Below are 22,252 nucleotides of genomic sequence, written 5' to 3'. Positions count from 1 at the left end.
GGCTCCGGCGTCCTGGCTCCGACGGCCCGGCTCCGGCGTCCCTTGGAGAGCCGGGCGCGGCCTACGCGTCGTACACGTCCGCCTTCTTCGGCATCGGGTCCTGGACCTGGGTGCTGAGGAAGGACGAGCGGGTGCCGAACTTGTCGGTGTCCACGCCGTTCTCCTCCAGGACCCGGATCGCCGCCGCGTGCACCACGCGCAGCACGGGCGTCGCGGCGCGCAGCGCGTCGTCGGCCATGAAGCGGTGCCGCCAGGGCTGGTCCGCCCAGGCGTGCCGCAGCCCGAACGGCTCGGGGAGCACCAGCGAGCCGCCCAGCCAGTTGAGGAACGGCGGGTACCAGGTGAAGGGGGCGCGCGCGGTGAGGCGTACCACCTCGTCCGCGGTGACCAGCGGCAGGCTCACCTTGCGGGTCTCCCAGAACTTGACGGCCTTGGCGACCTCCTTCGTGGGTGCCTCGGGCTTCGTCGTGAAGAGCGGGTTCACCGGGCCCAGGGCGTGGCCGGTGACCTCGATGCGCAGCGTCTCGTGCAGCACGGTCACGGTGATCAGCATGGTGATGACCAACTGGCCGTCCCAGAGGGTCCATTGCACTCCGAGGTAGTGCCGGTCGCCGCTGCCGAACTGCTGCTTGTTGCAGATGTCCTGTATCGCGTGGGTCCTGATCTGGTACGCGTCCACGTCCGTGCCCTGGGGACGGGAGACCGCCTTGGCGTTCTCCCCGATGGGCGTGACGATCCAGTGCTTGATGGTGGGCTTCGGGAAGCCTCCCGTGTTGAGCGGGCCGCGCTCCAGCATGCGCAGCTGGTCGTGGATGGACCGGATGACGTCCCAGCTGCGGAAGGGGTGGATCTCCTTGCCCGCGTCCCGCGCCACCAGGTCCTCGGCGAGCTGCCAGCTGCCCCAGCGGGTGCCCATGCCGAGTATGCCCTTGGGCCCGGCGTAGAAGACGGAGTTGGACTGCTGCTCGGCGCTGAGCCGGGCCAGGCCCTGGCGCAGCCGCTCGGCGGCACTCTCGCCGGGGCTGCCCGGCACGGCCTCGGGGATCTTGGCGCCGACGCCCCCGCCGGCCAGCAGACTGTCCCAGCGGTCCCGGAGGTCCTTGGCCGTGCGCTCGCAGATCTGCTTGGCCCAGAACCAGCCGACGACGGGCATCACGACCGTCGCGCGCGCGTACAGCCCCCAGAAGCCGCTGAACGGCATCTTGACCAGGAACAGCACGGCCAGTGCGCCCACCGCCACGAGCAGGGCGGTGGCGAGGGCGGGAGTGCTCTTGCTGCCCAGCTTGGTGACCGTCGACCGGATCTGGAAGACCAGCAGCCAGACGAGGAGGCCGGGCAGGAAGAGCAGGCCGCAGAGCACGATCACGGCCGTGAGCCAGTTGTCGCGCTCCCTGCGGATGTTGTTCGCGGCGAGGCAGTGCTCGACGACGACCTGCGGCTCCGTGCCGAACGACTGGATGAGGGGCTTGCGGTCACCGCCCAGCATGCGGTCCTGCACGGACCGGGCGAAGGCCTCGCCCAGATTGGGCCGCCACAGGGAGGCCCACCTGCGGCCGGGCCTGACCTCGGACTTGTGCCATTCGTTGTTGGTCTTGAGGATCTCCGCGACCTCGTTGTCCCGGTAGGCCGCGGAGGCCAGGGCGTAGGTGGCGGCCGTCTGGCCCGCGGCGCCCGACAGGGGCACCTGTGCCCCGGGGCTGAAATCGAATCCGTCGTTCGCCACTGCCGCCCCCATCGCCGCCGCACCCGCTCCTGCGGCCTTCCCGACTTCCGTGCCTCGCACACCTGTTGATCAGGTCATCGTCCTGATCGAGTCACAACTTGATCAGGTCATCAGCGTATCCGCAGGCACCGACATTCGTCGGCGGACGGCCGAAGCCGCCCGCCGACGTGCATGGGTGCCCGAACTAGGAGGCGGCCCCGGCCTGTTCGCGAATCCGCTCGGCGACCTGGGACGGCATCGGCTCGTGCCGTGCGTAGTGGCGGTCGAAGCGGGCCGTGCCGTGCGAGAGGGAGCGGAGATCGACCGCGTACCGCCCGATCTCGATCTCGGGGACCTCGGCCCGTACGAGGGTCCGTCCGCCGCTCGCCTGCTCGGTCCCGACGACCCGGCCGCGCCGTCCGGACAGATCGCTCATCACAGCGCCCACGTAGTCGTCACCGACCAGGACCGACACCTCGGCGACCGGCTCCAGCAGATGGATCCGCGCGTCGGACGCCGCCTCGCGCAGGGCCAGCGCACCGGCCGTCTGGAAAGCGGCGTCGGAGGAGTCGACGGAGTGCGCCTTCCCGTCGAGCAGGGTCACCCGGACGTCGATGAGCGGATAGCCGGCGGCCACCCCCTTGGCGGCCTGGGCGCGCACCCCCTTCTCGACGGACGGGATGAACTGGCGCGGCACCGCGCCGCCGACCACCTTGTCCACGAACTCGATGCCCGAGCCGTTCGGCAGCGGTTCGACCTCGATCTCGCAGATCGCGAACTGCCCGTGGCCGCCGGACTGTTTCACGTGCCGGCCGCGCCCCGCCGACCGGTCCGCGAACGTCTCGCGCAGGGAGACCTTGTGCGGAACCACGTCGACCTGGACGCCGTACCGGCTGCGCAGCCGTTCCAGGGCGACATCGGCGTGGGCCTCGCCCAGGCACCACAGGACGACCTGGTGGGTGTCCGGGTTCTGCTCCAGACGCATGGTGGGGTCCTCGGCGACCAGCCGGCCGAGGCCCTGCGAGAGCTTGTCCTCGTCGGCCTTGCTGTGGGCCTGGATGGCGAGCGGCAGCAGCGGATCGGGCATCTGCCACGGCTCCATCAGCAGCGGATCGTCCTTGGCCGACAGGGTGTCGCCGGTCTCCGCGCGGTTCAGCTTCGCCACGCACGCGAGGTCGCCGGCGATGCAGTGCGTGAGGGCGCGCTGCTGCTTGCCGAAGGGGGCGGACAGGGCGCCGATGCGTTCGTCGACGTCGTGATCTTCGTGGCCGCGGTCGGCGAGGCCGTGCCCGGAGACGTGCACCGTCGCGTCGGGGCGCAGGGTGCCCGAGAAGACGCGGACGAGCGAGACCCGGCCGACGTAGGGGTCGCTCGCCGTCTTCACGACCTCCGCGACCAGCGGGCCGCCCGGGTCGCAGGCCTTGACTTCGCGTGCCCCGCCGTCCGGAGTGGTGACCGCCGGTGCCGCGCGCTCCAGAGGGGTCGGGAAGCCGCCGGTGATCAGTTCGAGCAGCTCGACCGTGCCCAGGCCCTGGCGGGCGCCCTCGGCCGCGGGCGCGGCGGCCAGCACGGGGAAGAAGGTCCCGCGCGCCACGGCCCGCTCCAGGTCCTGCACGAGGGTCTTGAGGTCGATCTCCTCGCCGCCGAGATAGCGGTCCATCAGGGTCTCGTCCTCGCTCTCGGCGATGATCCCCTCGATCAGCCGGTTGCGGGCCGTCCCGATCAGCGTCGCCTGGTCCGGGCCGGGCTCCGCCTCCTTGCGCTCGCCGGAGCCGTAGTCGAACAGCCGCTGCGAGAGCAGCCCGATCAGCCCGGTCACGGGCGCGTGCCCATCGGGGGCGGGATCACCGTGCAGGGGCAGATACAGCGGCAGTACGGCGTCCGGGTCGTCCGCGCCGAAGGCCTCCGCGCAGATCCGGGTCATCTCCTCGAAGTCGGCCCGGGCGGATTCGAGATGGGTGACCACGATGGCCCGCGGCATGCCGACCGCCGCGCACTCCTCCCAGACCATCCGGGTCGAGCCGTCCACCCCGTCCGAGGCCGAGACCACGAAAAGGGCCGCGTCCGCCGCTCGCAGACCGGCCCTGAGTTCCCCGACGAAATCGGCGTATCCGGGGGTGTCCAGAATATTGATCTTGTACCCGTCCCAGTCGACGGGGACCAGGGAGAGCTGTACCGAGCGTTGCTGCCGGTGCTCGATCTCGTCGTAGTCGGAGACGGTGCCGCCGTCCTCCACACGGCCCGCCCGGTTCACCGCTCCCGCCGTCAGCGCGAGAGCTTCCACCAATGTCGTCTTGCCCGATCCGCTGTGGCCGACCAGCACCACATTCCGTACGGACGCGGGGTGGTCGGCCGCTGTAGCCCTGCCGGCGGCTCCGGGGTGTGCGTTCGCCTTGTCGCCCATGGCCTTGCCTCCCGTGCACGGTGAGGTCACTGTGGGCGCGGACGTGCCGGGCCGCGTGCGGTGGCGGCAACGGTGACGCCCGCGGTTCTTCGAGCTTTCCACTCACGTCACGGTGCGTCCATACGGCGGACGTGATCCCCCGTGCCACCGCTGCCGGCGCGCTGTGACACGGGGCGCGGGTGCCCGGCCGCCGCCCACGCGTGCGCGTGGCTACGATGGGCCAGCCGGTGGCCAGCAGGGGCCGCGCGGCGACACCGACCCTCGGGAAGGCCATGCTGAACAAGTACGCGCGTGCATTCTTCACGCGTGTCCTCACACCGTTCGCCGCGTTTCTCATCCGCCGGGGGGTAAGCCCCGACACGGTCACCCTCCTGGGCACGGCCGGAGTGATGGCGGGCGCGCTGGTCTTCTACCCCCGTGGTGAGTTCTTCTGGGGCACGGTCGTCATCACGCTCTTCGTGTTCTCGGACCTCGTCGACGGCAACATGGCGCGCCAGCTCGGGCGCTCCAGCCGCTGGGGTGCCTTCCTGGACTCGACGCTCGACCGCGTCGCCGACGGCGCGATCTTCGGCGGCCTGGCGCTCTGGTACGCAGGCGGCGGCAACGACAACATCCTGTGCGCGGTCTCGATCTTCTGCCTGGCCAGCGGCCAGGTGGTCTCGTACACCAAGGCCCGCGGCGAGGCGATCGGCCTGCCGGTCGCGGTCAACGGCCTGGTCGAGCGCGCCGAGCGCCTGGTGATCTCGCTGGTCGCGGCCGGTTTCGCCGGACTGCACAAGTTCGGGGTGCCCGGCATCCAGTGGCTGCTGCCGATCGCGCTGTGGATCGTCGCCGTCGGCAGCCTCGTCACGCTGATCCAGCGCGTCGTCACGGTGCGCCGGGAGTCCGCCGAGGCCGACGCCGCGGCCGCCGGGGAGAACGCCGCGCAGGGGAGCGGGGCCACGTCGTGAGCAGTCTGCAGGACCGGCTGACCGACGGGGCCTACGCCCTCGGCTGGAGCACCGTCAAGAAGCTCCCGGAACCCGTCGCGGTGCGCCTGGGCCGGACCATCGCCGACCTCGCCTGGAAGCAGCGCGGCAAGGGCGTGCGGCGGCTGGAGAGCAACTACGCGCGCGTGGTGCCCGACGCGACCCCGGAGCGGCTCGCCGAGCTCTCCCGGGCCGGCATGCGGTCGTATCTGCGCTACTGGATGGAGTCCTTCCGGCTTCCGGCGTGGAGCGAGGAGCGCGTGCGGACGGGCTGCGACGTGAAGGACGTGCACCATCTGACCGACGGACTCGCCGCCGGCAAGGGAGTGATCCTCGCCCTGCCTCACCTGGGCAACTGGGACCTCGCGGGGGCCTGGGTCACCACCGCTCTGAAGACGCCCTTCACGACGGTCGCCGAGCGGCTGAAGCCCGAGTCGCTGTACGACCGTTTCGTGGCCTATCGCGAGGGCCTCGGCATGGAGGTGCTGGCGCACACCGGCAGTTCCGCGTTCGGCACGCTGGCCCGGCGGCTGCGCGACGGCGGCCTGGTCTGCCTGGTCGCCGACCGCGACCTCTCCGCGTCCGGTGTCGAGGTCAAGTTCTTCGGCGAGGCGACCCGGATGCCCGCCGGACCGGCCCTGCTGGCCCAGCAGACCGGTGCCCTGCTGCTCCCTGTGACGCTCTGGTACGACGAGTCCCCCGTGATGCAGGGGCGCGTGCATCCCCCGGTCGAGGTCCCCGAGACAGGTACCCGGGCCGAGAAGACGTCTGCCATGACACAGGCGCTGGCCGACGCCTTCGCCACCGGTATCGCCGACCATCCGGAGGACTGGCACATGCTGCAGCGTCTGTGGCTCGCCGACCTGGAGCTCCGCCCCGAGCCGGCCGAGGGGGAGGGCCCGTGAGGATCGGCATCGTCTGCCCCTACTCCTGGGACGTGCCCGGCGGCGTCCAGTTCCACATCCGCGATCTGGCCGAGCACCTCATCCGCCTCGGACACGAGGTGTCCGTACTCGCCCCCGCGGACGACGAGACCCCCCTGCCGCCGTACGTCGTGTCGGCGGGCCGCGCGGTCCCGGTGCCGTACAACGGCTCGGTCGCCCGTCTCAACTTCGGCTTCCTGAGCGCGGCCCGCGTGCGGCGCTGGCTGCACGACGGTCTCTTCGACGTGATCCACATCCATGAGCCGACCTCGCCGTCGCTCGGGCTGCTCGCGTGCTGGGCGGCCCAGGGACCCATCGTCGCCACCTTCCACACCTCGAACCCGCGCTCCCGGGCGATGATCGCCGCGTATCCGATCCTGCAGCCCGCGCTGGAGAAGATCAGCGCGCGGATCGCGGTGAGCGAGTACGCGCGCCGCACGCTCGTCGAGCACCTGGGCGGCGACGCGGTCGTCATCCCGAACGGCGTCGACGTCGACTTCTTCGCCCGCGCCAAGCCCAAGGCGGAGTGGCAGGGGGGCACCCTCGGCTTCATAGGGCGTATCGACGAGCCCCGCAAGGGCCTGCCGGTGCTGATGAAGGCCCTGCCGAAGATCCTCGCGGAGCGTCCGCAGACGCGGCTCCTGGTCGCCGGACGCGGTGACGAGAAGGAGGCCGTCGAGGACCTGCCGGCCGAGATGCGCTCACGCGTCGAGTTCCTCGGCATGGTCAGCGACGAGGACAAGGCGCGCTTCCTGCGCAGTGTCGACGTGTACGTCGCTCCCAACACCGGCGGTGAGAGCTTCGGGATCATCCTGGTGGAGGCGATGTCGGCGGGGGCGCCGGTGCTCGCCTCCGATCTCGACGCCTTCGCCCAGGTCCTGGACCAGGGCGCGGCCGGGGAGCTGTTCGCCAACGAGGACGCGGACGCGCTGGCCGGCTCCGCCCTGCGGCTGCTCGGCGACCCGGAGCGCCGGGCCGAACTGCGCGAGCGGGGGAGCGCCCATGTGCGGCGCTTCGACTGGTCGACGGTCGGAGCCGACATCCTCTCCGTGTACGAGACGGTGACGGACGGAGCGGCTGCCGTGGCGACCGACGAACGCACGGGGTTGATGGCCCGGTTCGGACTGGCCCGGGACTGAGGGCGCGCGGGGGACGGGCGTAGCGCTGTTGCCGGGCGGCCTGTCCGGGAACGGGCGCTGTCAGGGAACGGTGCGGCCCGGAAGCGGTGCCGCTGTCCTGAGGCGGTGCTACGGCCCGGAAGCGGTGCCGCTGTTCTGGGGCGGTGCTACGGCCCGTAAGCGGTATCGCTGTCCGGGGAGTGGTCCCGTTGTGCCGCCCGCCCGGTGATCGCCGGCGGTGCCAGGACCGCCGCTTCAGGACACGGCGGGTCCCGTCGCGCCCGGGGCCCGGAAAAGCGCTGACCGCACACGGGTAGCCTTGCGGCCCGTGACGCCAACCCTCATCTGGATCCTCGTCGGCCTCATCGCGATCGGCCTCTATCTGAGTTGGACCGCGGGACGGCTCGACCGGCTGCACGCCCGGATCGACGCCGCGCGCGCCGCCCTCGACGCGCAACTGCTGCGCCGTGCGTCGGTCGCGCAGGAGCTGGCCACCTCCGGAGTGCTCGACCCGGCCGCCTCGATCGTGCTCTACGAAGCGGCTCACGCGGCGCGGCAGGCCGAGGAGGAGCAGCGGGAGGTCGCCGAGAGCGAGCTGAGCCAGGCGCTGCGGGCCGTGTTCGGGGAGACAGCGCAGGTCGAGGCCGTACGGGCGGCGCCCGGGGGCGAGGATGCCGCCACCGAACTGGCCCAGGCGGTGCGCCGGGTGCCGATGGCCCGGCGGTTCCACAACGACGCCGTACGGGCCGCTCGGGCGCTGCGGCGGCATCGCAAGGTGCGGTGGTTCCGGCTGGCCGGGCACGCGCCGTTCCCGCTGGCCTTCGAGATGGACGACGAGCCGCCGGTGGCACTCGCGGACCGCCCCACGAGCTGAGGGTTTTGGGCCCCGGGACCGGACCGGCCAGGCCGGCCGAGAGCCGCCCGTGGCCGGAAAACGAGCCACCGTCTCCCCATTGGCCCTTGCTGTGGCCTGGTCCACTCGCGTTATCTCGGTACTGCAGCAGCCCTCTTTCACCGAGTGAGGTCAACCCGTGTCCAGCACGCTCTCCAACTCCGCACAGCCCACTGAAACCACTGCGACCGGCACCGCGCGCGTGAAGCGCGGCATGGCCGAGCAGCTCAAGGGGGGCGTGATCATGGATGTGGTCAACGCCGAGCAGGCGAAGATCGCCGAGGACGCGGGCGCCGTCGCCGTCATGGCCCTGGAGCGGGTCCCGGCCGACATCCGCAAGGACGGCGGCGTGGCGCGCATGTCGGACCCGACCATGATCGAGGAGATCATCGACGCGGTCTCGATCCCGGTCATGGCCAAGTCGCGTATCGGCCACTTCGTCGAGGCCCAGGTCCTGCAGTCCCTCGGCGTCGACTACATCGACGAGTCCGAGGTCCTCACCCCGGCCGACGAGGTCAACCACTCCGACAAGTGGGCGTTCACCACCCCCTTCGTGTGTGGTGCCACCAACCTGGGCGAGGCGCTGCGCCGCATCGCCGAGGGCGCCGCCATGATCCGCTCCAAGGGCGAGGCCGGCACCGGCAACGTCGTCGAGGCGGTCCGTCACCTGCGCCAGATCAAGAACGAGATCGCCAAGCTGCGCGGCTTCGACAACAACGAGCTGTACGCCGCCGCCAAGGAGCTGCGCGCCCCGTACGAGATCGTCAGGGAGGTCGCCGAGCTCGGCAAGCTCCCTGTGGTGCTGTTCTCCGCCGGTGGTGTCGCCACCCCCGCCGACGCCGCGCTGATGCGCCAGCTCGGTGCCGAGGGCGTCTTCGTCGGCTCCGGCATCTTCAAGTCCGGCGACCCGGCCAAGCGCGCCGCCGCCATCGTGAAGGCCACCACCTTCTACGACGACCCGAAGATCATCGCGGACGCGTCCCGCAACCTGGGCGAGGCCATGGTCGGCATCAACTGCGACACCCTCCCCGAGGCCGAGCGCTACGCGAACCGCGGCTGGTAATCACCCACCCCAGGGTCCCTGCGTACGAGACAGGCACTGCGTAGATGAGCAACACCCCCGTCATAGGCGTCCTGGCCCTCCAGGGCGACGTACGGGAGCACCAGATCGCCCTGGCCGCGGCTGACGCCGTGGCCAGGCCGGTCCGGCGCCCCGAGGAACTCGCCGAGGTCGACGGTCTCGTCATCCCGGGCGGCGAGTCGACCACCATCTCCAAACTGGCCGTCCTCTTCGGCCTGATGGATCCCCTCCGCGCGCGCGTGCGGGCCGGTATGCCCGTCTACGGCACCTGCGCGGGCATGATCATGCTCGCCGACAAGATCCTCGACCCGCGCTCGGGCCAGGAGACCATCGGCGGCATCGACATGATCGTGCGCCGCAACGCCTTCGGGCGTCAGAACGAGTCCTTCGAGGCGGCCGTCGCCGTCGTGGGCGTCGAGGGCGACCCCGTGGAGGGCGTCTTCATCCGCGCCCCCTGGGTCGAGTCCGTGGGTGCCGCGGCCGAGGTGCTCGCCGAGCACGAGGGCCACATCGTCGCCGTACGCCAGGGCAACGCACTCGCCACGTCGTTCCACCCGGAACTGACCGGTGACCATCGCATGCACGGCCTGTTCGTCGACATGGTGCGCGCGAACCGGACACCGGAGTCCTTGTAGGATCTCGGGTACCTCCCAGGCTCTCCAAGGCTGGGGGAGTTCGTACAGGATGGGTTACGCGAAGGAGACAGGCAGATGTCCGGCCACTCTAAATGGGCTACGACGAAGCACAAGAAGGCCGTGATCGACGCCAAGCGCGGCAAGCTCTTCGCGAAGATGATCAAGAACATCGAGGTCGCGGCCCGCACGGGCGGCGCCGATGTGTCCGGCAACCCGACACTGTTCGACGCCATTCAGAAGGCCAAGAAGAGCTCGGTCCCGAACAAGAACATCGACTCCGCGGTGAAGCGCGGCGCCGGTCTCGAGGCCGGCGGCGCCGACTACGAGACGATCATGTACGAGGGTTACGGCCCGAACGGTGTCGCGGTGCTCATCGAGTGCCTCACCGACAACCGCAACCGCGCCGCCTCGGACGTCCGCGTCGCCATGACCCGCAACGGCGGCAACATGGCCGACCCGGGCTCCGTCTCGTACCTCTTCAACCGCAAGGGCGTCGTCGTCGTCCCCAAGGGCGAGCTGTCCGAGGACGACGTCCTGGGTGCCGTGCTCGACGCGGGCGCCGAGGAGGTCAACGACCTCGGTGAGGCCTTCGAGGTCCTCTCCGAGGCCACCGACCTGGTCGCGGTCCGCACCGCGCTCCAGGAGGCGGGCATCGACTACGACTCGGCCGAGGCCAACTTCGTCCCGACCATGCAGGTCGAGCTCGACGAAGACGGCGCCCGGAAGATCTTCAAGCTGATCGACGCCCTCGAGGACAGCGACGACGTGCAGAACGTCTTCGCCAACTTCGATGTCTCCGACGACGTGATGGCGAAGGTCGACGCCTGAGGCGTTCCCAGCACAACGGGCCGACGGGACACACCCGTCGGCCCGTCGCTTTGTCAGCGGCACCCGATAGCCTGCACAAACAGGTGACCGAAGGGAGGGGCTGGGTGCGGGTACTGGGTGTTGACCCCGGGTTGACCCGGTGCGGTGTCGGAGTGGTCGAAGGTCTCGCCGGCCGGCCCCTGACCATGCACGGCGTCGGGGTCGTACGGACCCCGGCGGACGCCGAGTTGGGCCTGCGCCTCGTCGCCATCGAGCAGGGCATCGAACAGTGGCTCGACGAGTACCGTCCCGAATTCGTCGCCGTGGAGCGGGTGTTCAGCCAGCACAACGTACGGACGGTGATGGGCACCGCCCAGGCCAGCGCCGTCGCCATGCTCTGCGCCGCCCGGCGCGGCATCCCCGTCGCCCTGCACACCCCGAGCGAGGTCAAGGCCGCCGTCACCGGCAGCGGACGCGCGGACAAGGCCCAGGTCGGCGCGATGGTCACGCGACTGCTCCGCCTCGACGCGCCCCCCAAGCCCGCCGACGCGGCGGACGCCCTCGCCCTCGCCATCTGCCACATCTGGCGCGCACCCGCCCAGAACAGACTCCAGCAGGCCGTCGCCCTGCACGCATCGAAAGGGCGTCCCGCATGATCGCCTTCGTCAGCGGTCCGGTCGCCGCCCTCGCCCCCGATTCCGCGGTGGTCGAGGTCGGCGGCATCGGCATCGCCGTCCAGTGCACGCCCAACACGCTCTCCGGGCTCCGCATGGGCCAGCAGACCAAGCTGGCCACCTCCCTCGTCGTCCGCGAGGACTCGCTGACGCTGTACGGCTTCGCGGACGACGACGAGCGGGGGACCTTCGAGCTGCTCCAGACCGCGAGCGGGGTCGGCCCCCGGCTGGCCCAGGCGATGCTCGCCGTGCACAGCCCCGACGCCCTGCGCCGTGCGGTGTCCACCGGCGACGAGAAGACGCTCACCGCGGTCCCCGGGATCGGCAAGAAGGGCGCCCAGAAGCTTCTGCTGGAGCTGAAGGACCGGCTCGGCGCGCCCCTCGGCACCGGCGGCCAGGCAAGCGGCCGAGCCGTCACCGCAGGCTGGCGCGACCAGCTGCACGCCGCGCTGATCGGCCTCGGGTACGCGACGCGCGAGGCCGACGAGGCGGTCGCCGCCGTCGCTCCCCAGGCGGAGGCCGCCGAGGGCACGCCACAAGTGGGGCAGCTGCTCAAGGCCGCCCTCCAGACCCTCAACAGGACCCGGTAGGCGACACCCCGCCGGCGCGCCCCAGACCCGTACGACCCACCCCACTGCGACCGCGAGGCACAGCACATGAACTGGGACGACACGACCGACGAGACCGCCGCCGAGCGGCTCGTCGGCGCGTCCGCCGACCGCGAGGACCAGGCCGTCGAGGCGGCGCTGCGCCCGAAGGACCTGGACGAGTTCATCGGACAGGAGAAGGTCCGCGAGCAGCTCGACCTGGTCCTGCGCGCCGCCCGCGCGCGGGGGGCCACCGCCGATCACGTCCTGCTCTCCGGCGCCCCCGGCCTCGGCAAGACCACCCTCTCGATGATCATCGCGGCCGAGATGGAAGCCCCCATCCGCATCACCAGCGGACCCGCCATCCAGCACGCCGGCGACCTCGCCGCGATCCTGTCCTCTCTCCAGGAGGGCGAGGTCCTCTTCCTCGACGAGATCCACCGCATGTCCCGGCCCGCCGAGGAGATGCTCTACATGGCGATGGAGGACTTCCGGGTCGACGTCATCGTCGGCAAGGGCCCCGGCGCCACCGCCATCCCGCTGGAGCTGCCGCCGTTCACCCTGGTCGGCGCCACCACACGCGCGGGCCTGCTGCCGCCCCCGCTGCGCGACCGATTCGGTTTCACCGGTCACATGGAGTTCTACGAGCCCGCCGACCTGGAGCGCGTCATCCACCGCTCGGCCGGCCTGCTCGACGTCGAGATCGGCACGGCAGGCGCCGCCGAGATCGCCGGCCGCTCCCGGGGGACCCCCCGTATCGCCAACCGCCTGCTGCGCCGCGTCCGCGACTACGCGCAGGTCAAGGCCGACGGGATCATCACGCAGGACATCGCCGCCGCGGCCCTGGCCGTGTACGAGGTCGACGCCCGCGGTCTTGACCGGCTCGACCGCGCCGTCCTGGAGGCCCTGCTCAAGCTGTTCGGCGGCGGTCCCGTGGGTCTTTCCACCCTCGCGGTCGCGGTGGGGGAGGAGCGCGAGACCGTCGAGGAGGTCGCCGAGCCCTTCCTGGTCCGGGAGGGCCTGCTGGCCCGTACGCCCCGGGGCCGGGTCGGGACACCGGCCGCATGGGCGCATCTCGGCCTCACCCCGCCCCGCCAGGCCTCCGGGGGAAACGGACAACAGGACCTCTTCGGGGCGTGACAGCGCGGTAGTCGCGGGCAACGGAACCCCGGTGCCATGCTGAGCGTTGTTCCATCAGTGCGGACTCGCTTAGACTCCGCCGATGCCGCCTTTGCAGGCGGCGCCGACCACCCCCATCCACCAGGCCGCCGCGCGCGCGGTCGTGCGAAGGAAACTCCGTCCCGTGAATACCTTGACCCTCCTCCCGTTCATCGTGCTCATCGGGGCCATGTTCCTGATGACCCGCTCGGCCAAGCGCAAGCAGTCGCAGGCCGCGCAGATGCGCAACGAGATGCAGCCCGGCACCGGCGTCCGCACGATCGGGGGCATGTACGCGACGGTGAAGGAGGTCAGTGAGGACACGGTCCTCCTCGACGCCGCCCCGGGCGTCCACCTGATCTTCGCGAAGAACTCGATCGGCGCCGTCCTGAGCGACGACGAGTACAACCGCATCGTCCACGGCATCGACCCCGACCTGAAGGACGACGACGCGGTCGTGCCGGACGACGCCTCCTCGCTCACCGGGACCGACGAGTCCGCCGCCGACGACGCTTCCGTCGACCAGCCCATCGACCTCGGCAAGAAGGACGTGGACGCGCAGGACGACGCGGCCGACGAGCCCGCCGCGGGCGAGGCAGCAGAGCCGAAGAAGACCGACGGCGAGTCCGACGCGAAGTAGTCACGCCCCGGGAGCCGGTCGCGACCCGCTCGCGCCCGGCGCCCCAGGGGACGTGCGGTTCTCGCACGGAATCCCGACACCATGTCATGGCCGCCCGCGCGCCCACCCGGCGCCGAGGGGCCCGAGAGGGAGTACGAGAAGGTGGCAGCACCGAAGAAGGGCCGGAGCGCGAGCGCCCAGAGCAGGCCGGGGCGCTCGCTGGCCCTCATCCTGATCGCGATCGTGGCGCTCACCGGGGGGATGTTCCTCTCCGGGCACCCCACTCCGCGTCTCGGCATCGACCTCGCCGGCGGCACGAGCATCACGCTCACGGCGAAGAAGGAGCCGGGACAGCCCAACGCGATCAACAAGACCAACATGGACACCGCGGTCGACATCATGAACCGCCGTGTCAACGGTCTCGGTGTCTCTGAGGCCGAGGTGCAGACCCAGGGATCCGACAACATCATTGTCAACATCCCCAAGGGCACCAACTCCGAGCAGGCCCGGAAGCAGGTCGGCACCACCGCCAAGCTCTACTTCCGCCCGGTCCTGGCCACCGAGGTCTCCGGCGCCGACGCGACGGCCAGCCCCTCGCCGAGCAGCAGCTCCTCGAAGAAGGCCACGGACAAGGCGACCGACAAGGCCACGGACAAGGCGTCCCCGTCCTCGTCGGGCTCCACGACTCCGTCGGCCACCGCCACGTCCCAGGGCCGCCCGGTCACCGACGCCCTGAAGGCCGACGCCACTCCGTCGGCGAGCTCGTCGCCCTCCGCCAGCGCCTCGCCGTCCGCGAGCGCGGACCCGGCGACCGAGAAGCTCCAGGCCGAGTACGCCGCGCTCGACTGCAGCAAGGAGGCGCAGCGCACCAAGGCCGGCGAGGGTTCGAAGGCCGACGAGCCCACCGTGGCCTGTGGTCAGAACTCCGGGGGCCAGTGGCAGAAGTACGTCCTCGGCCCCGCCGAGGTGTCGGGCACGGACGTCAAGGGGTCCCAGGCCGTCTACGACACCCAGAGCGGCGCGGGCTGGAAGGTCACCATGGACTTCACGTCCGGTGGCTCCAAGAAGTTCGGCAGCATCACGGGCAAGCTCGCGCAGAACCAGCCCCCGCAGAACCAGTTCGCCATCGTCCTCGACGGTGATGTCGTCTCCGACCCGTCCGTCAGCCAGGCGCTGACCGGTGGCAGCGCGGAGATCTCCGGCAGCTTCGACCAGACCGAGGCGCAGGACCTGGCCAACATGCTGAAGTACGGTGCGCTGCCGCTCACCTTCAAGGAGTCCAGCGTCACCACGGTGACCGCCGCGCTCGGTGGCGAGCAGCTGCACGCCGGCATGATCGCGGGCGCGATCGGCCTGGGCCTGGTCATCATCTACCTGGTGCTCTACTACCGCGGCCTGTCGCTCATCGCCATCGCCTCCCTGATGGTCTCCGCCATTCTCACGTACGTGATCATGGCGTTGCTCGGCCCCACCATCGGCTTCGCGCTGAACCTGCCGGCCGTGTGCGGAGCGATCGTCGCCATCGGAATCACAGCGGACTCGTTCATCGTGTTCTTCGAACGCATCCGTGACGAGATCCGCGAGGGCCGCACCCTGCGGCCTGCCGTCGAGCGTGCCTGGCCGCGTGCCCGGCGCACCATCCTGGTCTCCGACTTCGTGTCGTTCCTCGCCGCGGCGGTGCTCTTCATCGTCACGGTCGGCAAGGTCCAGGGCTTCGCCTTCACGCTCGGTCTGACCACGCTGCTCGACGTCGTCGTGGTCTTCCTCTTCACCAAGCCGCTGATGACGATCCTCGCCCGCAAGCCGTTCTTCGCGAGCGGCCACAAGTGGTCCGGCCTCGACCCGAAGCGGCTCGGCGCCAAGCCCCCGCTGCGCCGCACCCGCCGTCCCTCCGCCCCCGTCGACACGAAGGAGGCGTGAGATGTCGAAACTCGGCACCCTCGGCGCCCGACTGCACCGCGGCGAGATCGGCTACGACTTCGTCGGCAAGCGCAAGATCTGGTACGGCATCTCGATCCTGATCACCATCACGGCCATCCTCGGCCTGACGGTGCGCGGCCTGAACATGGGCATCGAGTTCCAGGGCGGCGCGGTCTTCACCACCCAGAAGACCAGCATCTCGGTGACCCAGGCCGAGACGGACGCGGAATCGGCGTCCGGTCACGACGCGATCGTCCAGAAGCTCGGCAACGGCGGCCTGCGCATCCAGATCGCCGGCATCGACACCGACAAGTCCGACAAGATCAAGACCGAGCTCGCCAAGGACCTGAGCGTCGACCCGGAGACGATCAACGCCGACCTGGTCGGCCCCAGCTGGGGTGACCAGATCGCCAACAAGGCCTGGGAGGGCCTGGCGATCTTCATGGTCCTCGTGGTGATCTATCTGGCGATCGCCTTCGAGTGGCGCATGGCCATCGCCGCGCTGGTGGCCCTGATCCACGACATCACGATCACGGTCGGCATCTACGCCCTGGTCGGTTTCGAGGTCACCCCGGGCACCGTGATCGGTCTGCTCACGATTCTCGGTTACTCGCTCTACGACACGGTCGTCGTCTTCGACAGCCTCAAGGAGCAGACCAAGGACATCACCAAGCAGACCCGCTGGACGTACAGCGAGATCGCCGACCGTTCGATCAACGGCACCCTGGTCCGTTCGATCAACACCACGGTGGTCGCCCTGCTGCCCGTCGCCGGCCTGCTGTTCATCGGCGGCGGTGTCCTCGGCGCGGGCACGCTCAACGACATCTCGCTGTCGCTGTTCGTCGGCCTCGCGGCCGGTGCGTACTCCTCGATCTTCATCGCCACGCCGCTCGTCGCCGACCTCAAGGAGCGCGAGCCGCAGATGAAGGCCCTCAGGAAGCGGGTCCTCGCCAAGCGGGCGCAGGCCGCCGCGCAGGGCGTGCCGCTGGACGCTCCCGTCACCGCCGGGGAGCCGGACGACGAGGCCGAGGACTCGGCTCCCGCGGTCGTCGGCCCGCGCACCCAGCCGGCGTCCCGCAACCGCGGCCGTGGCCGCCCGTCCGGGAAGCGTCGATGACCGGGATCGAGGAGCTCCTGCTCAGCCGGATCCGGGACGTCCCGGACTACCCGGAGCCGGGCGTGGTGTTCAAGGACATCACCCCGCTCCTGGCGGACCCGGCGGCCTTCACGGCGCTCACCGACGCACTCGCGGAGATCAGCGTCCGCAACGGCGCGACGAAGATCGTCGGCCTGGAGGCCCGCGGCTTCATCCTGGGCGCCCCGGTCGCCGTCCGCGCGGGGCTCGGCTTCATCCCCGTACGCAAGGCGGGCAAGCTCCCCGGAGCGACCCTGAGCCAGGCGTACGAGCTGGAGTACGGCTCGGCCGAGATCGAGGTGCACGCCGAGGACCTGGCCGCCGGCGACCGCGTCATGGTCGTCGACGACGTCCTCGCCACCGGCGGCACCGCCGGGGCCTCGGTCGAGCTCATCCGCCGGGCCGGCGCCGAGGTCGCGGGCGTCGCCGTACTGATGGAGCTCGGCTTCCTCGGCGGGCGGGCCCGTCTGGAGCCGGCCCTTGCGGGTGCCCCGCTGGAGGCGCTGCTCAAGGTGTGAGCACGTCGGCGACCCCGGCGTGAAAGGTCCCGGGCACCCTTGGCGGCGCCTGGGACGCCCATAGGACACCGCGGAGGCGGGCCCGGAGGAATCCGGTGCCCGCCTCTGGTGTTCCTCCTGTACGAGGCCGTCACAACGGCCCGAGGCGAGCCCGAAGCCCAGGATCGCTACCATGGGATCTCCGGAGCCTGACCGGGGGACCCGGAACGCGCACGAGGAGCCCTCTTGCCAGACGAGGCCCAGCCACTGATCGCCGCCAAGCCCGACGCCACTTCGGGCCCCGCGGACGAGCCCGCGAAGAACGCCACGCACGGGCCGGTCGAGCACGCCCAGGCGGCGCCCGACGACAAGGCGGCCGAGCAGCCACGTCCCAAGCCGGCCCCGGCCCCGGCGGAGCGTGAGCAGTCCGCGGCCACGCCCGTGGTCCGTCCCGCGGCGGGCCAGCCCGCCCGCACCGGCGGCGGCTCCTCCAACCGCGTACGCGCCCGTCTCGCGCGTCTCGGCGTCCAGCGCTCCAACCCGTACAACCCGGTCCTGGAGCCGCTGCTGCGGATAGTGCGCAGCAACGACCCGAAGATCGAGACGGCCACGCTGCGCCAGGTCGAGAAGGCCTACCAGGTCGCCGAGCGCTGGCACCGCGGACAGAAGCGCAAGAGCGGCGACCCGTACATCACGCATCCGCTCGCCGTCACCACGATCCTCGCCGAACTGGGCATGGACCCGGCCACGTTGATGGCGGGCCTGCTGCACGACACCGTCGAGGACACCGAGTACGGCCTGGACACGCTCAAGCGCGACTTCGGCGACCAGGTCGCCCTGCTCGTCGACGGCGTCACCAAGCTTGACAAGGTCAAGTTCGGCGAGGCCGCGCAGGCGGAGACCGTGCGCAAGATGGTCGTCGCCATGGCCAAGGACCCCCGCGTCCTGGTCATCAAGCTCGCCGACCGGCTGCACAACATGCGCACCATGCGCTATCTCAAGCGCGAGAAGCAGGAGAAGAAGGCGCGCGAGACCCTCGAGATCTACGCGCCGCTCGCCCACCGGCTGGGCATGAACACCATCAAGTGGGAGCTGGAGGACCTCGCCTTCGCGATCCTCTACCCCAAGATGTACGACGAGATCGTGCGCCTGGTCGCCGAGCGCGCCCCCAAGCGCGACGAGTACCTCGCCATAGTGACCGACGAGGTCCAGTCCGACCTGCGCGCCGCCCGCATCAAGGCGACGGTGACGGGCCGGCCGAAGCACTACTACAGCGTCTACCAGAAGATGATCGTCCGCGGCCGTGACTTCGCGGAGATCTACGACCTGGTGGGCATCCGAGTCCTCGTCGACACCGTCCGCGACTGCTACGCGGCGCTCGGCACCGTGCACGCGCGATGGAACCCGGTCCCCGGCCGGTTCAAGGACTACATCGCGATGCCCAAGTTCAACATGTACCAGTCGCTGCACACGACGGTGATCGGTCCCAACGGCAAGCCCGTCGAGCTCCAGATCCGTACGTTCGACATGCACCGCCGCGCCGAGTACGGCATCGCCGCGCACTGGAAGTACAAGCAGGAGGCCGTCGCCGGCGCCTCCAAGGTGCGCTCCGACGCGCCCAGGAGCACCGGCAAGGACGACCACCTCAACGACATGGCGTGGCTGCGCCAGTTGCTCGACTGGCAGAAGGAGACCGAGGATCCGGGCGAGTTCCTGGAGTCCCTGCGCTTCGACCTGTCCCGCAACGAGGTCTTCGTCTTCACGCCGAAGGGCGACGTGATAGCGCTGCCCGCGGGCGCCACCCCGGTCGACTTCTCCTACGCGGTGCACACCGAGGTCGGCCACCGCACCATAGGCGCACGGGTCAACGGCCGCCTCGTACCGCTCGAATCCACCCTGGACAACGGCGACTTGGTGGAGGTCTTCACCTCCAAGGCGGCCGGCGCGGGCCCGTCCCGCGACTGGCTCGGCTTCGTGAAGTCGCCGCGCGCCCGCAACAAGATCCGTGCCTGGTTCTCCAAGGAGCGCCGGGACGAGGCGATCGAGCAGGGCAAGGACGCCATCGCGCGGGCCATGCGCAAACAGAACCTGCCGATCCAGCGCATCCTCACCGGCGACTCCCTGGTCACCCTCGCGCACGAGATGCGCTACCCCGACATCTCGTCGCTGTACGCGGCGATCGGCGAGGGCCATGTCGCCGCGCAGAGCGTCGTACAGAAGCTGGTGCAGGCGCTCGGCGGTGAGGAGGCGGCCAGCGAGGAGATCGACGAGAGCGTCCCGCCGGCCCACGGCCGGGGCCGCAAGCGCCGCTCGAACGCCGATCCGGGTGTCGTGGTCAAGGGCGTCGACGACGTGTGGGTCAAACTGGCCCGCTGTTGTACGCCCGTACCCGGCGACCCGATCATCGGCTTCGTCACCCGCGGCAGCGGCGTCTCGGTGCACCGCAGCGACTGCGTCAACATCGACTCGCTGTCCCGTGAGCCCGAGCGGATCCTCGAGGTCGAGTGGGCGCCCACCCAGTCGTCCGTCTTCCTGGTCGCCATACAGGTCGAGGCGCTGGACCGCTCCCGGCTTCTGTCGGACGTCACGCGGGTCCTGTCCGACCAGCACGTCAACATCCTGTCGGCGGCCGTCCAGACCTCCCGCGACCGCGTCGCCACCTCGCGCTTCACCTTCGAGATGGGCGACCCCAAGCATCTCGGCCACGTCCTGAAGGCCGTCCGAGGCGTGGAGGGCGTGTACGACGTGTACCGGGTGACGTCGGCCCGTCGCCCGTAGCCAGGCATGGCGCGGTCCCGGTGAGGCGCTCAGCGCTCCGCCGGGACCGAGAACGACAGCAGTCGGCCCCGGCACTCTGCGCGAGTGCCGGGGCCGACGAGGTCGTACGAACCGGCAATCAGCCGCCGAACTCCTGCAGACCCTTCAGGGCCTGGTCCAGCAGCGCCTGACGGCCGTCGAGCTCCCTCTGGAGCTTGTCGGCCTTGGCGGTGTTGCCCGCGGAGCGCGCCGTCTCGATCTGGCCCTGGAGCTTGTCCACCGCCGCCTGCAGCTGACCGGTCAGCCCCTCGGCACGCGCGCGTGCCTCCGGGTTGGTCCGGCGCCACTCGGTCTCCTCGGAGTCCTGGAGAGCCCGCTCCACCGCGTGCATCCGGCCCTCGACCTTGGGCCGGGCGTCGCGCGGCACATGCCCGATGGCCTCCCACCGCTCGTTGATCGAGCGGAAGGCGGCACGGGCGGCCTTGAGATCCTGCACCGGGACGAGCTTCTCGGCCTCCTCGGCCAGCTCCTCCTTCAGCTTCAGGTTCTCCGACTGCTCCGCGTCCCGCTCGGCGAAGACCGAGCTGCGCGCCGCGAAGAACACGTCCTGGGCGCCGCGGAAGCGGTTCCACAGGTCGTCCTCGTGCTCGCGCTGGGCGCGGCCCGCGGCCTTCCAGTCCGCCATCAGCTCGCGGTAGCGGGCCGCCGTCGGACCCCAGTCCACCGAGCCGGAGAGCGCCTCGGCCTCCCCGACCAGCTTCTCCTTGGTCTTACGGGCCTCCTCGCGCTGCGCGTCCAGCGACGCGAAGTGCGCCTTGCGGCGCTTGGAGAACGCCGAGCGCGCGTGCGAGAAGCGGTGCCACAGCTCGTCGTCCGACTTGCGGTCGAGTCGCGGCAGCCCCTTCCAGGTGTCCACCAGCGCGCGCAGCCGCTCGCCGGCCGCCCGCCACTGATCGCTCTGGGCCAGCTCCTCGGCCTCGGTGACCAGGGCCTCCTTGGAGTGCCGCGCCTCGTCGGACTGCTTGGCCCGCTGCTGCTTGCGCTCCTCGCGGCGCGCGTCGACCGTCTCGACCAGCTTGTCCAGCCGCTGCCGCAGGGCGTCCAGATCGCCGACCGCGTGGTGCGCGTCCACCTGCTCGCGGATATGGCCGATGGCGGCCTGGGCGTCCTTGGCGGACAGGTCGGTGGTTTTCACTCGCTTTTCGAGGAGGCCGATCTCGACAACCAAGCCCTCGTACTTGCGCTCGAAGTAGGCCAGCGCCTCATCAGGGGAGCCGGCCTGCCAGGAACCGACGACCTGCTCGCCGTCGGCCGTACGCACGTACACGGTCCCCGTCTCGTCGACGCGGCCCCACGGGTCGCTGCTCACAGCGCCTCCTCCACATGATGCCTGCGGAAGGCTTCAGTGCCCCCGGGCATCGTCCACAGTTTCGTCACGGCCAACATAGGCGACCGGCGGGGCGGCTGTCCGCATCCCGCGCGACCGAAATTTCGCAGTTGGGGGTCAGGATTTCTTCACCGTTGCCTTGTTGATCACGACCGTTGCGTTCGGTGCGCCGTCGCCCTGCCCGGTGCGCTCGCCGGCACCCGCGATCTTCTTCAGGACCTTCATTCCGGATTCGGAAATCGTCCCGAACGGTGTGTAGTCGGCCGGGAGCTGACTGTCCTGGTAGACGAGGAAGAACTGGCTGCCGCCGGTGTCGCGGCCTTCCTTCGTCGAGGCGTTGTACTGGTTGGCCATGGCCACCGTGCCCGCCGGATACACGTTCCCCTTCAGACGGCTGTCCTTCAGGTTCTCGTCCGGAATCGTGTAGCCCGGTCCGCCCGTGCCGGTGCCCTGCGGGTCGCCGCACTGGAGCACGTAGATGCCCGAGGTGACGAGCCGGTGGCACTTGGTGTGATCGAAGAAGCCCTTGGCCGCGAGGAAGTTGAACGAGTTCACGGTGTGCGGCGTCTTCGACGCGTCCATGGCGATGTCTATCGTGCCGCAGGTCGTCTGCAGGTCCATGGTGTATTTCCCGGACTTGTCGACGGTGATCGCCGGCTCCTTCTTCCAGGTCGCCGTCTTCACCTTGCCCGCTGCGGGCTTCTTGCACGGGTCCGGCGCCTTGCTCGGTGCCGAGGCGCTGGGCGACGCCTCCGCGCCGGCGTTGGTCTTCTTGTCGTCGTTCTTGAAGACCCCGGTCGCGTATGACACGACACTGCCCACCACGACGACGCCGAGGACCGACGCGATCACCGCGTTGCGCATACGCGTCTTGCGTCGGGCCGACGTGCGCCGCTGCTGCTGCCGCAAGAACTTCTCCCGGGCGAGCTGACGCCGCCGCTGCTCCTGGGTGACCACCGGGTTTTCTCCTCATGCGTCTCGTGTGTGC

The 22,252-nt window shown here is 70.5% G+C and carries 19 protein-coding genes; 15 read left to right on the top strand and 4 right to left on the bottom strand.

What is annotated here, in order from left to right; genetic code table 11:
* Positions 1–61 precede the first annotated feature (61 nt).
* Positions 62–1,735 carry a hypothetical protein gene (locus ACFVYF_RS22200; RefSeq protein WP_389457756.1) on the bottom strand — a complete coding sequence of 558 codons (1,674 nt, stop codon included), beginning with the start codon at positions 1,733–1,735 and terminating at the stop codon, positions 62–64.
* Between the two features lie 172 nt (positions 1,736–1,907).
* Positions 1,908–4,106: an elongation factor G-like protein EF-G2 gene (locus ACFVYF_RS22195; RefSeq protein WP_389457754.1), complete on the bottom strand. Its 2,199-nt coding sequence runs from the start codon at positions 4,104–4,106 to the stop codon at positions 1,908–1,910.
* A 215-nt stretch (positions 4,107–4,321) separates the two neighbouring features.
* Between ACFVYF_RS22195 and pgsA the strand changes: the two genes are divergently transcribed.
* The 15 genes from pgsA to ACFVYF_RS22120 all read left to right on the top strand — a co-directional run bounded on the left by pgsA (position 4,322) and on the right by ACFVYF_RS22120 (position 19,898).
* On the top strand, positions 4,322–5,056 hold the full coding sequence (gene pgsA, locus ACFVYF_RS22190; protein ID WP_389458031.1) for a phosphatidylinositol phosphate synthase: 735 nt from the start codon (positions 4,322–4,324) through the stop codon (positions 5,054–5,056).
* Positions 5,053–5,979, top strand: a complete 927-nt coding sequence (locus ACFVYF_RS22185; RefSeq protein ID WP_389457752.1) for a phosphatidylinositol mannoside acyltransferase — start codon at positions 5,053–5,055, stop codon at positions 5,977–5,979. The genes pgsA and ACFVYF_RS22185 overlap by 4 nt, the downstream gene beginning before the upstream one ends.
* Positions 5,976–7,136: a glycosyltransferase family 4 protein gene (locus ACFVYF_RS22180; RefSeq protein ID WP_389457750.1), complete on the top strand. Its 1,161-nt coding sequence runs from the start codon at positions 5,976–5,978 to the stop codon at positions 7,134–7,136. The genes ACFVYF_RS22185 and ACFVYF_RS22180 overlap by 4 nt, the downstream gene beginning before the upstream one ends.
* 307 nt (positions 7,137–7,443) lie before the next feature.
* Entirely contained in the window at positions 7,444–7,989 is a 546-nt protein-coding gene (locus tag ACFVYF_RS22175; protein ID WP_389457748.1) for a hypothetical protein, read from the top strand.
* 157 nt (positions 7,990–8,146) lie between these two features.
* Entirely contained in the window at positions 8,147–9,070 is a 924-nt protein-coding gene (gene pdxS / locus ACFVYF_RS22170; protein WP_389457746.1) for a pyridoxal 5'-phosphate synthase lyase subunit PdxS, read from the top strand.
* A 44-nt stretch (positions 9,071–9,114) separates the two neighbouring features.
* Positions 9,115–9,723: a pyridoxal 5'-phosphate synthase glutaminase subunit PdxT gene (pdxT, locus tag ACFVYF_RS22165; protein ID WP_389457745.1), complete on the top strand. Its 609-nt coding sequence runs from the start codon at positions 9,115–9,117 to the stop codon at positions 9,721–9,723.
* A 75-nt stretch (positions 9,724–9,798) separates the two neighbouring features.
* A complete protein-coding gene (locus ACFVYF_RS22160) occupies positions 9,799–10,551 on the top strand; it encodes a YebC/PmpR family DNA-binding transcriptional regulator (protein WP_389457743.1) in 753 nt (250 codons plus the stop codon).
* A 104-nt stretch (positions 10,552–10,655) separates the two neighbouring features.
* Positions 10,656–11,186: a crossover junction endodeoxyribonuclease RuvC gene (gene ruvC, locus ACFVYF_RS22155; protein ID WP_389458029.1), complete on the top strand. Its 531-nt coding sequence runs from the start codon at positions 10,656–10,658 to the stop codon at positions 11,184–11,186.
* Positions 11,183–11,794, top strand: coding sequence for a Holliday junction branch migration protein RuvA (gene ruvA / locus ACFVYF_RS22150; protein ID WP_389457742.1), 612 nt, complete (start codon positions 11,183–11,185; stop codon positions 11,792–11,794). Before ruvC ends, ruvA begins: the two co-directional genes overlap by 4 nt.
* Positions 11,795–11,860: 66 nt before the next feature.
* On the top strand, positions 11,861–12,931 hold the full coding sequence (ruvB, locus tag ACFVYF_RS22145; RefSeq protein ID WP_389457740.1) for a Holliday junction branch migration DNA helicase RuvB: 1,071 nt from the start codon (positions 11,861–11,863) through the stop codon (positions 12,929–12,931).
* A 163-nt stretch (positions 12,932–13,094) separates the two neighbouring features.
* Positions 13,095–13,589: a preprotein translocase subunit YajC gene (yajC, locus tag ACFVYF_RS22140; RefSeq protein ID WP_389457738.1), complete on the top strand. Its 495-nt coding sequence runs from the start codon at positions 13,095–13,097 to the stop codon at positions 13,587–13,589.
* 141 nt (positions 13,590–13,730) lie between these two features.
* Positions 13,731–15,488 carry a protein translocase subunit SecD gene (gene secD, locus ACFVYF_RS22135; protein WP_389457736.1) on the top strand — a complete coding sequence of 586 codons (1,758 nt, stop codon included), beginning with the start codon at positions 13,731–13,733 and terminating at the stop codon, positions 15,486–15,488.
* 1 nt (position 15,489) lies between these two features.
* Positions 15,490–16,605 (top strand): protein translocase subunit SecF, encoded by a 1,116-nt coding sequence (gene secF, locus ACFVYF_RS22130; RefSeq protein ID WP_389457734.1) that lies wholly within the window; start codon positions 15,490–15,492, stop codon positions 16,603–16,605.
* Complete coding sequence (locus ACFVYF_RS22125; protein ID WP_389457732.1) at positions 16,602–17,141, top strand: adenine phosphoribosyltransferase; 540 nt, start codon at positions 16,602–16,604, stop codon at positions 17,139–17,141. The genes secF and ACFVYF_RS22125 overlap by 4 nt, the downstream gene beginning before the upstream one ends.
* A 225-nt stretch (positions 17,142–17,366) precedes the next feature.
* The gene (locus ACFVYF_RS22120; protein WP_389457730.1) at positions 17,367–19,898 is read left to right on the top strand and encodes a RelA/SpoT family protein; all 2,532 of its coding nucleotides are present in this window, start codon (positions 17,367–17,369) and stop codon (positions 19,896–19,898) included.
* Positions 19,899–20,016: 118 nt separating this feature from the next.
* Here the strand turns inward: ACFVYF_RS22120 and ACFVYF_RS22115 are convergent, their stop codons facing one another.
* Both ACFVYF_RS22115 and ACFVYF_RS22110 read right to left on the bottom strand, forming a co-directional pair.
* Entirely contained in the window at positions 20,017–21,246 is a 1,230-nt protein-coding gene (locus tag ACFVYF_RS22115; RefSeq protein ID WP_389457728.1) for a DUF349 domain-containing protein, read from the bottom strand.
* Positions 21,247–21,381: 135 nt separating this feature from the next.
* Entirely contained in the window at positions 21,382–22,221 is an 840-nt protein-coding gene (locus ACFVYF_RS22110; RefSeq protein ID WP_389457726.1) for a peptidylprolyl isomerase, read from the bottom strand.
* Between the last annotated feature and the right edge of the window lie 31 nt (positions 22,222–22,252).

It is taken from the genome of Streptomyces sp. NPDC058274, assembly GCF_042881375.1.
GTDB lineage: Bacteria > Actinomycetota > Actinomycetes > Streptomycetales > Streptomycetaceae > Streptomyces.
The sequence above is the reverse complement of the archived record's forward strand: the minus strand, read 5'-3'. Positions and strand labels throughout refer to the sequence as shown.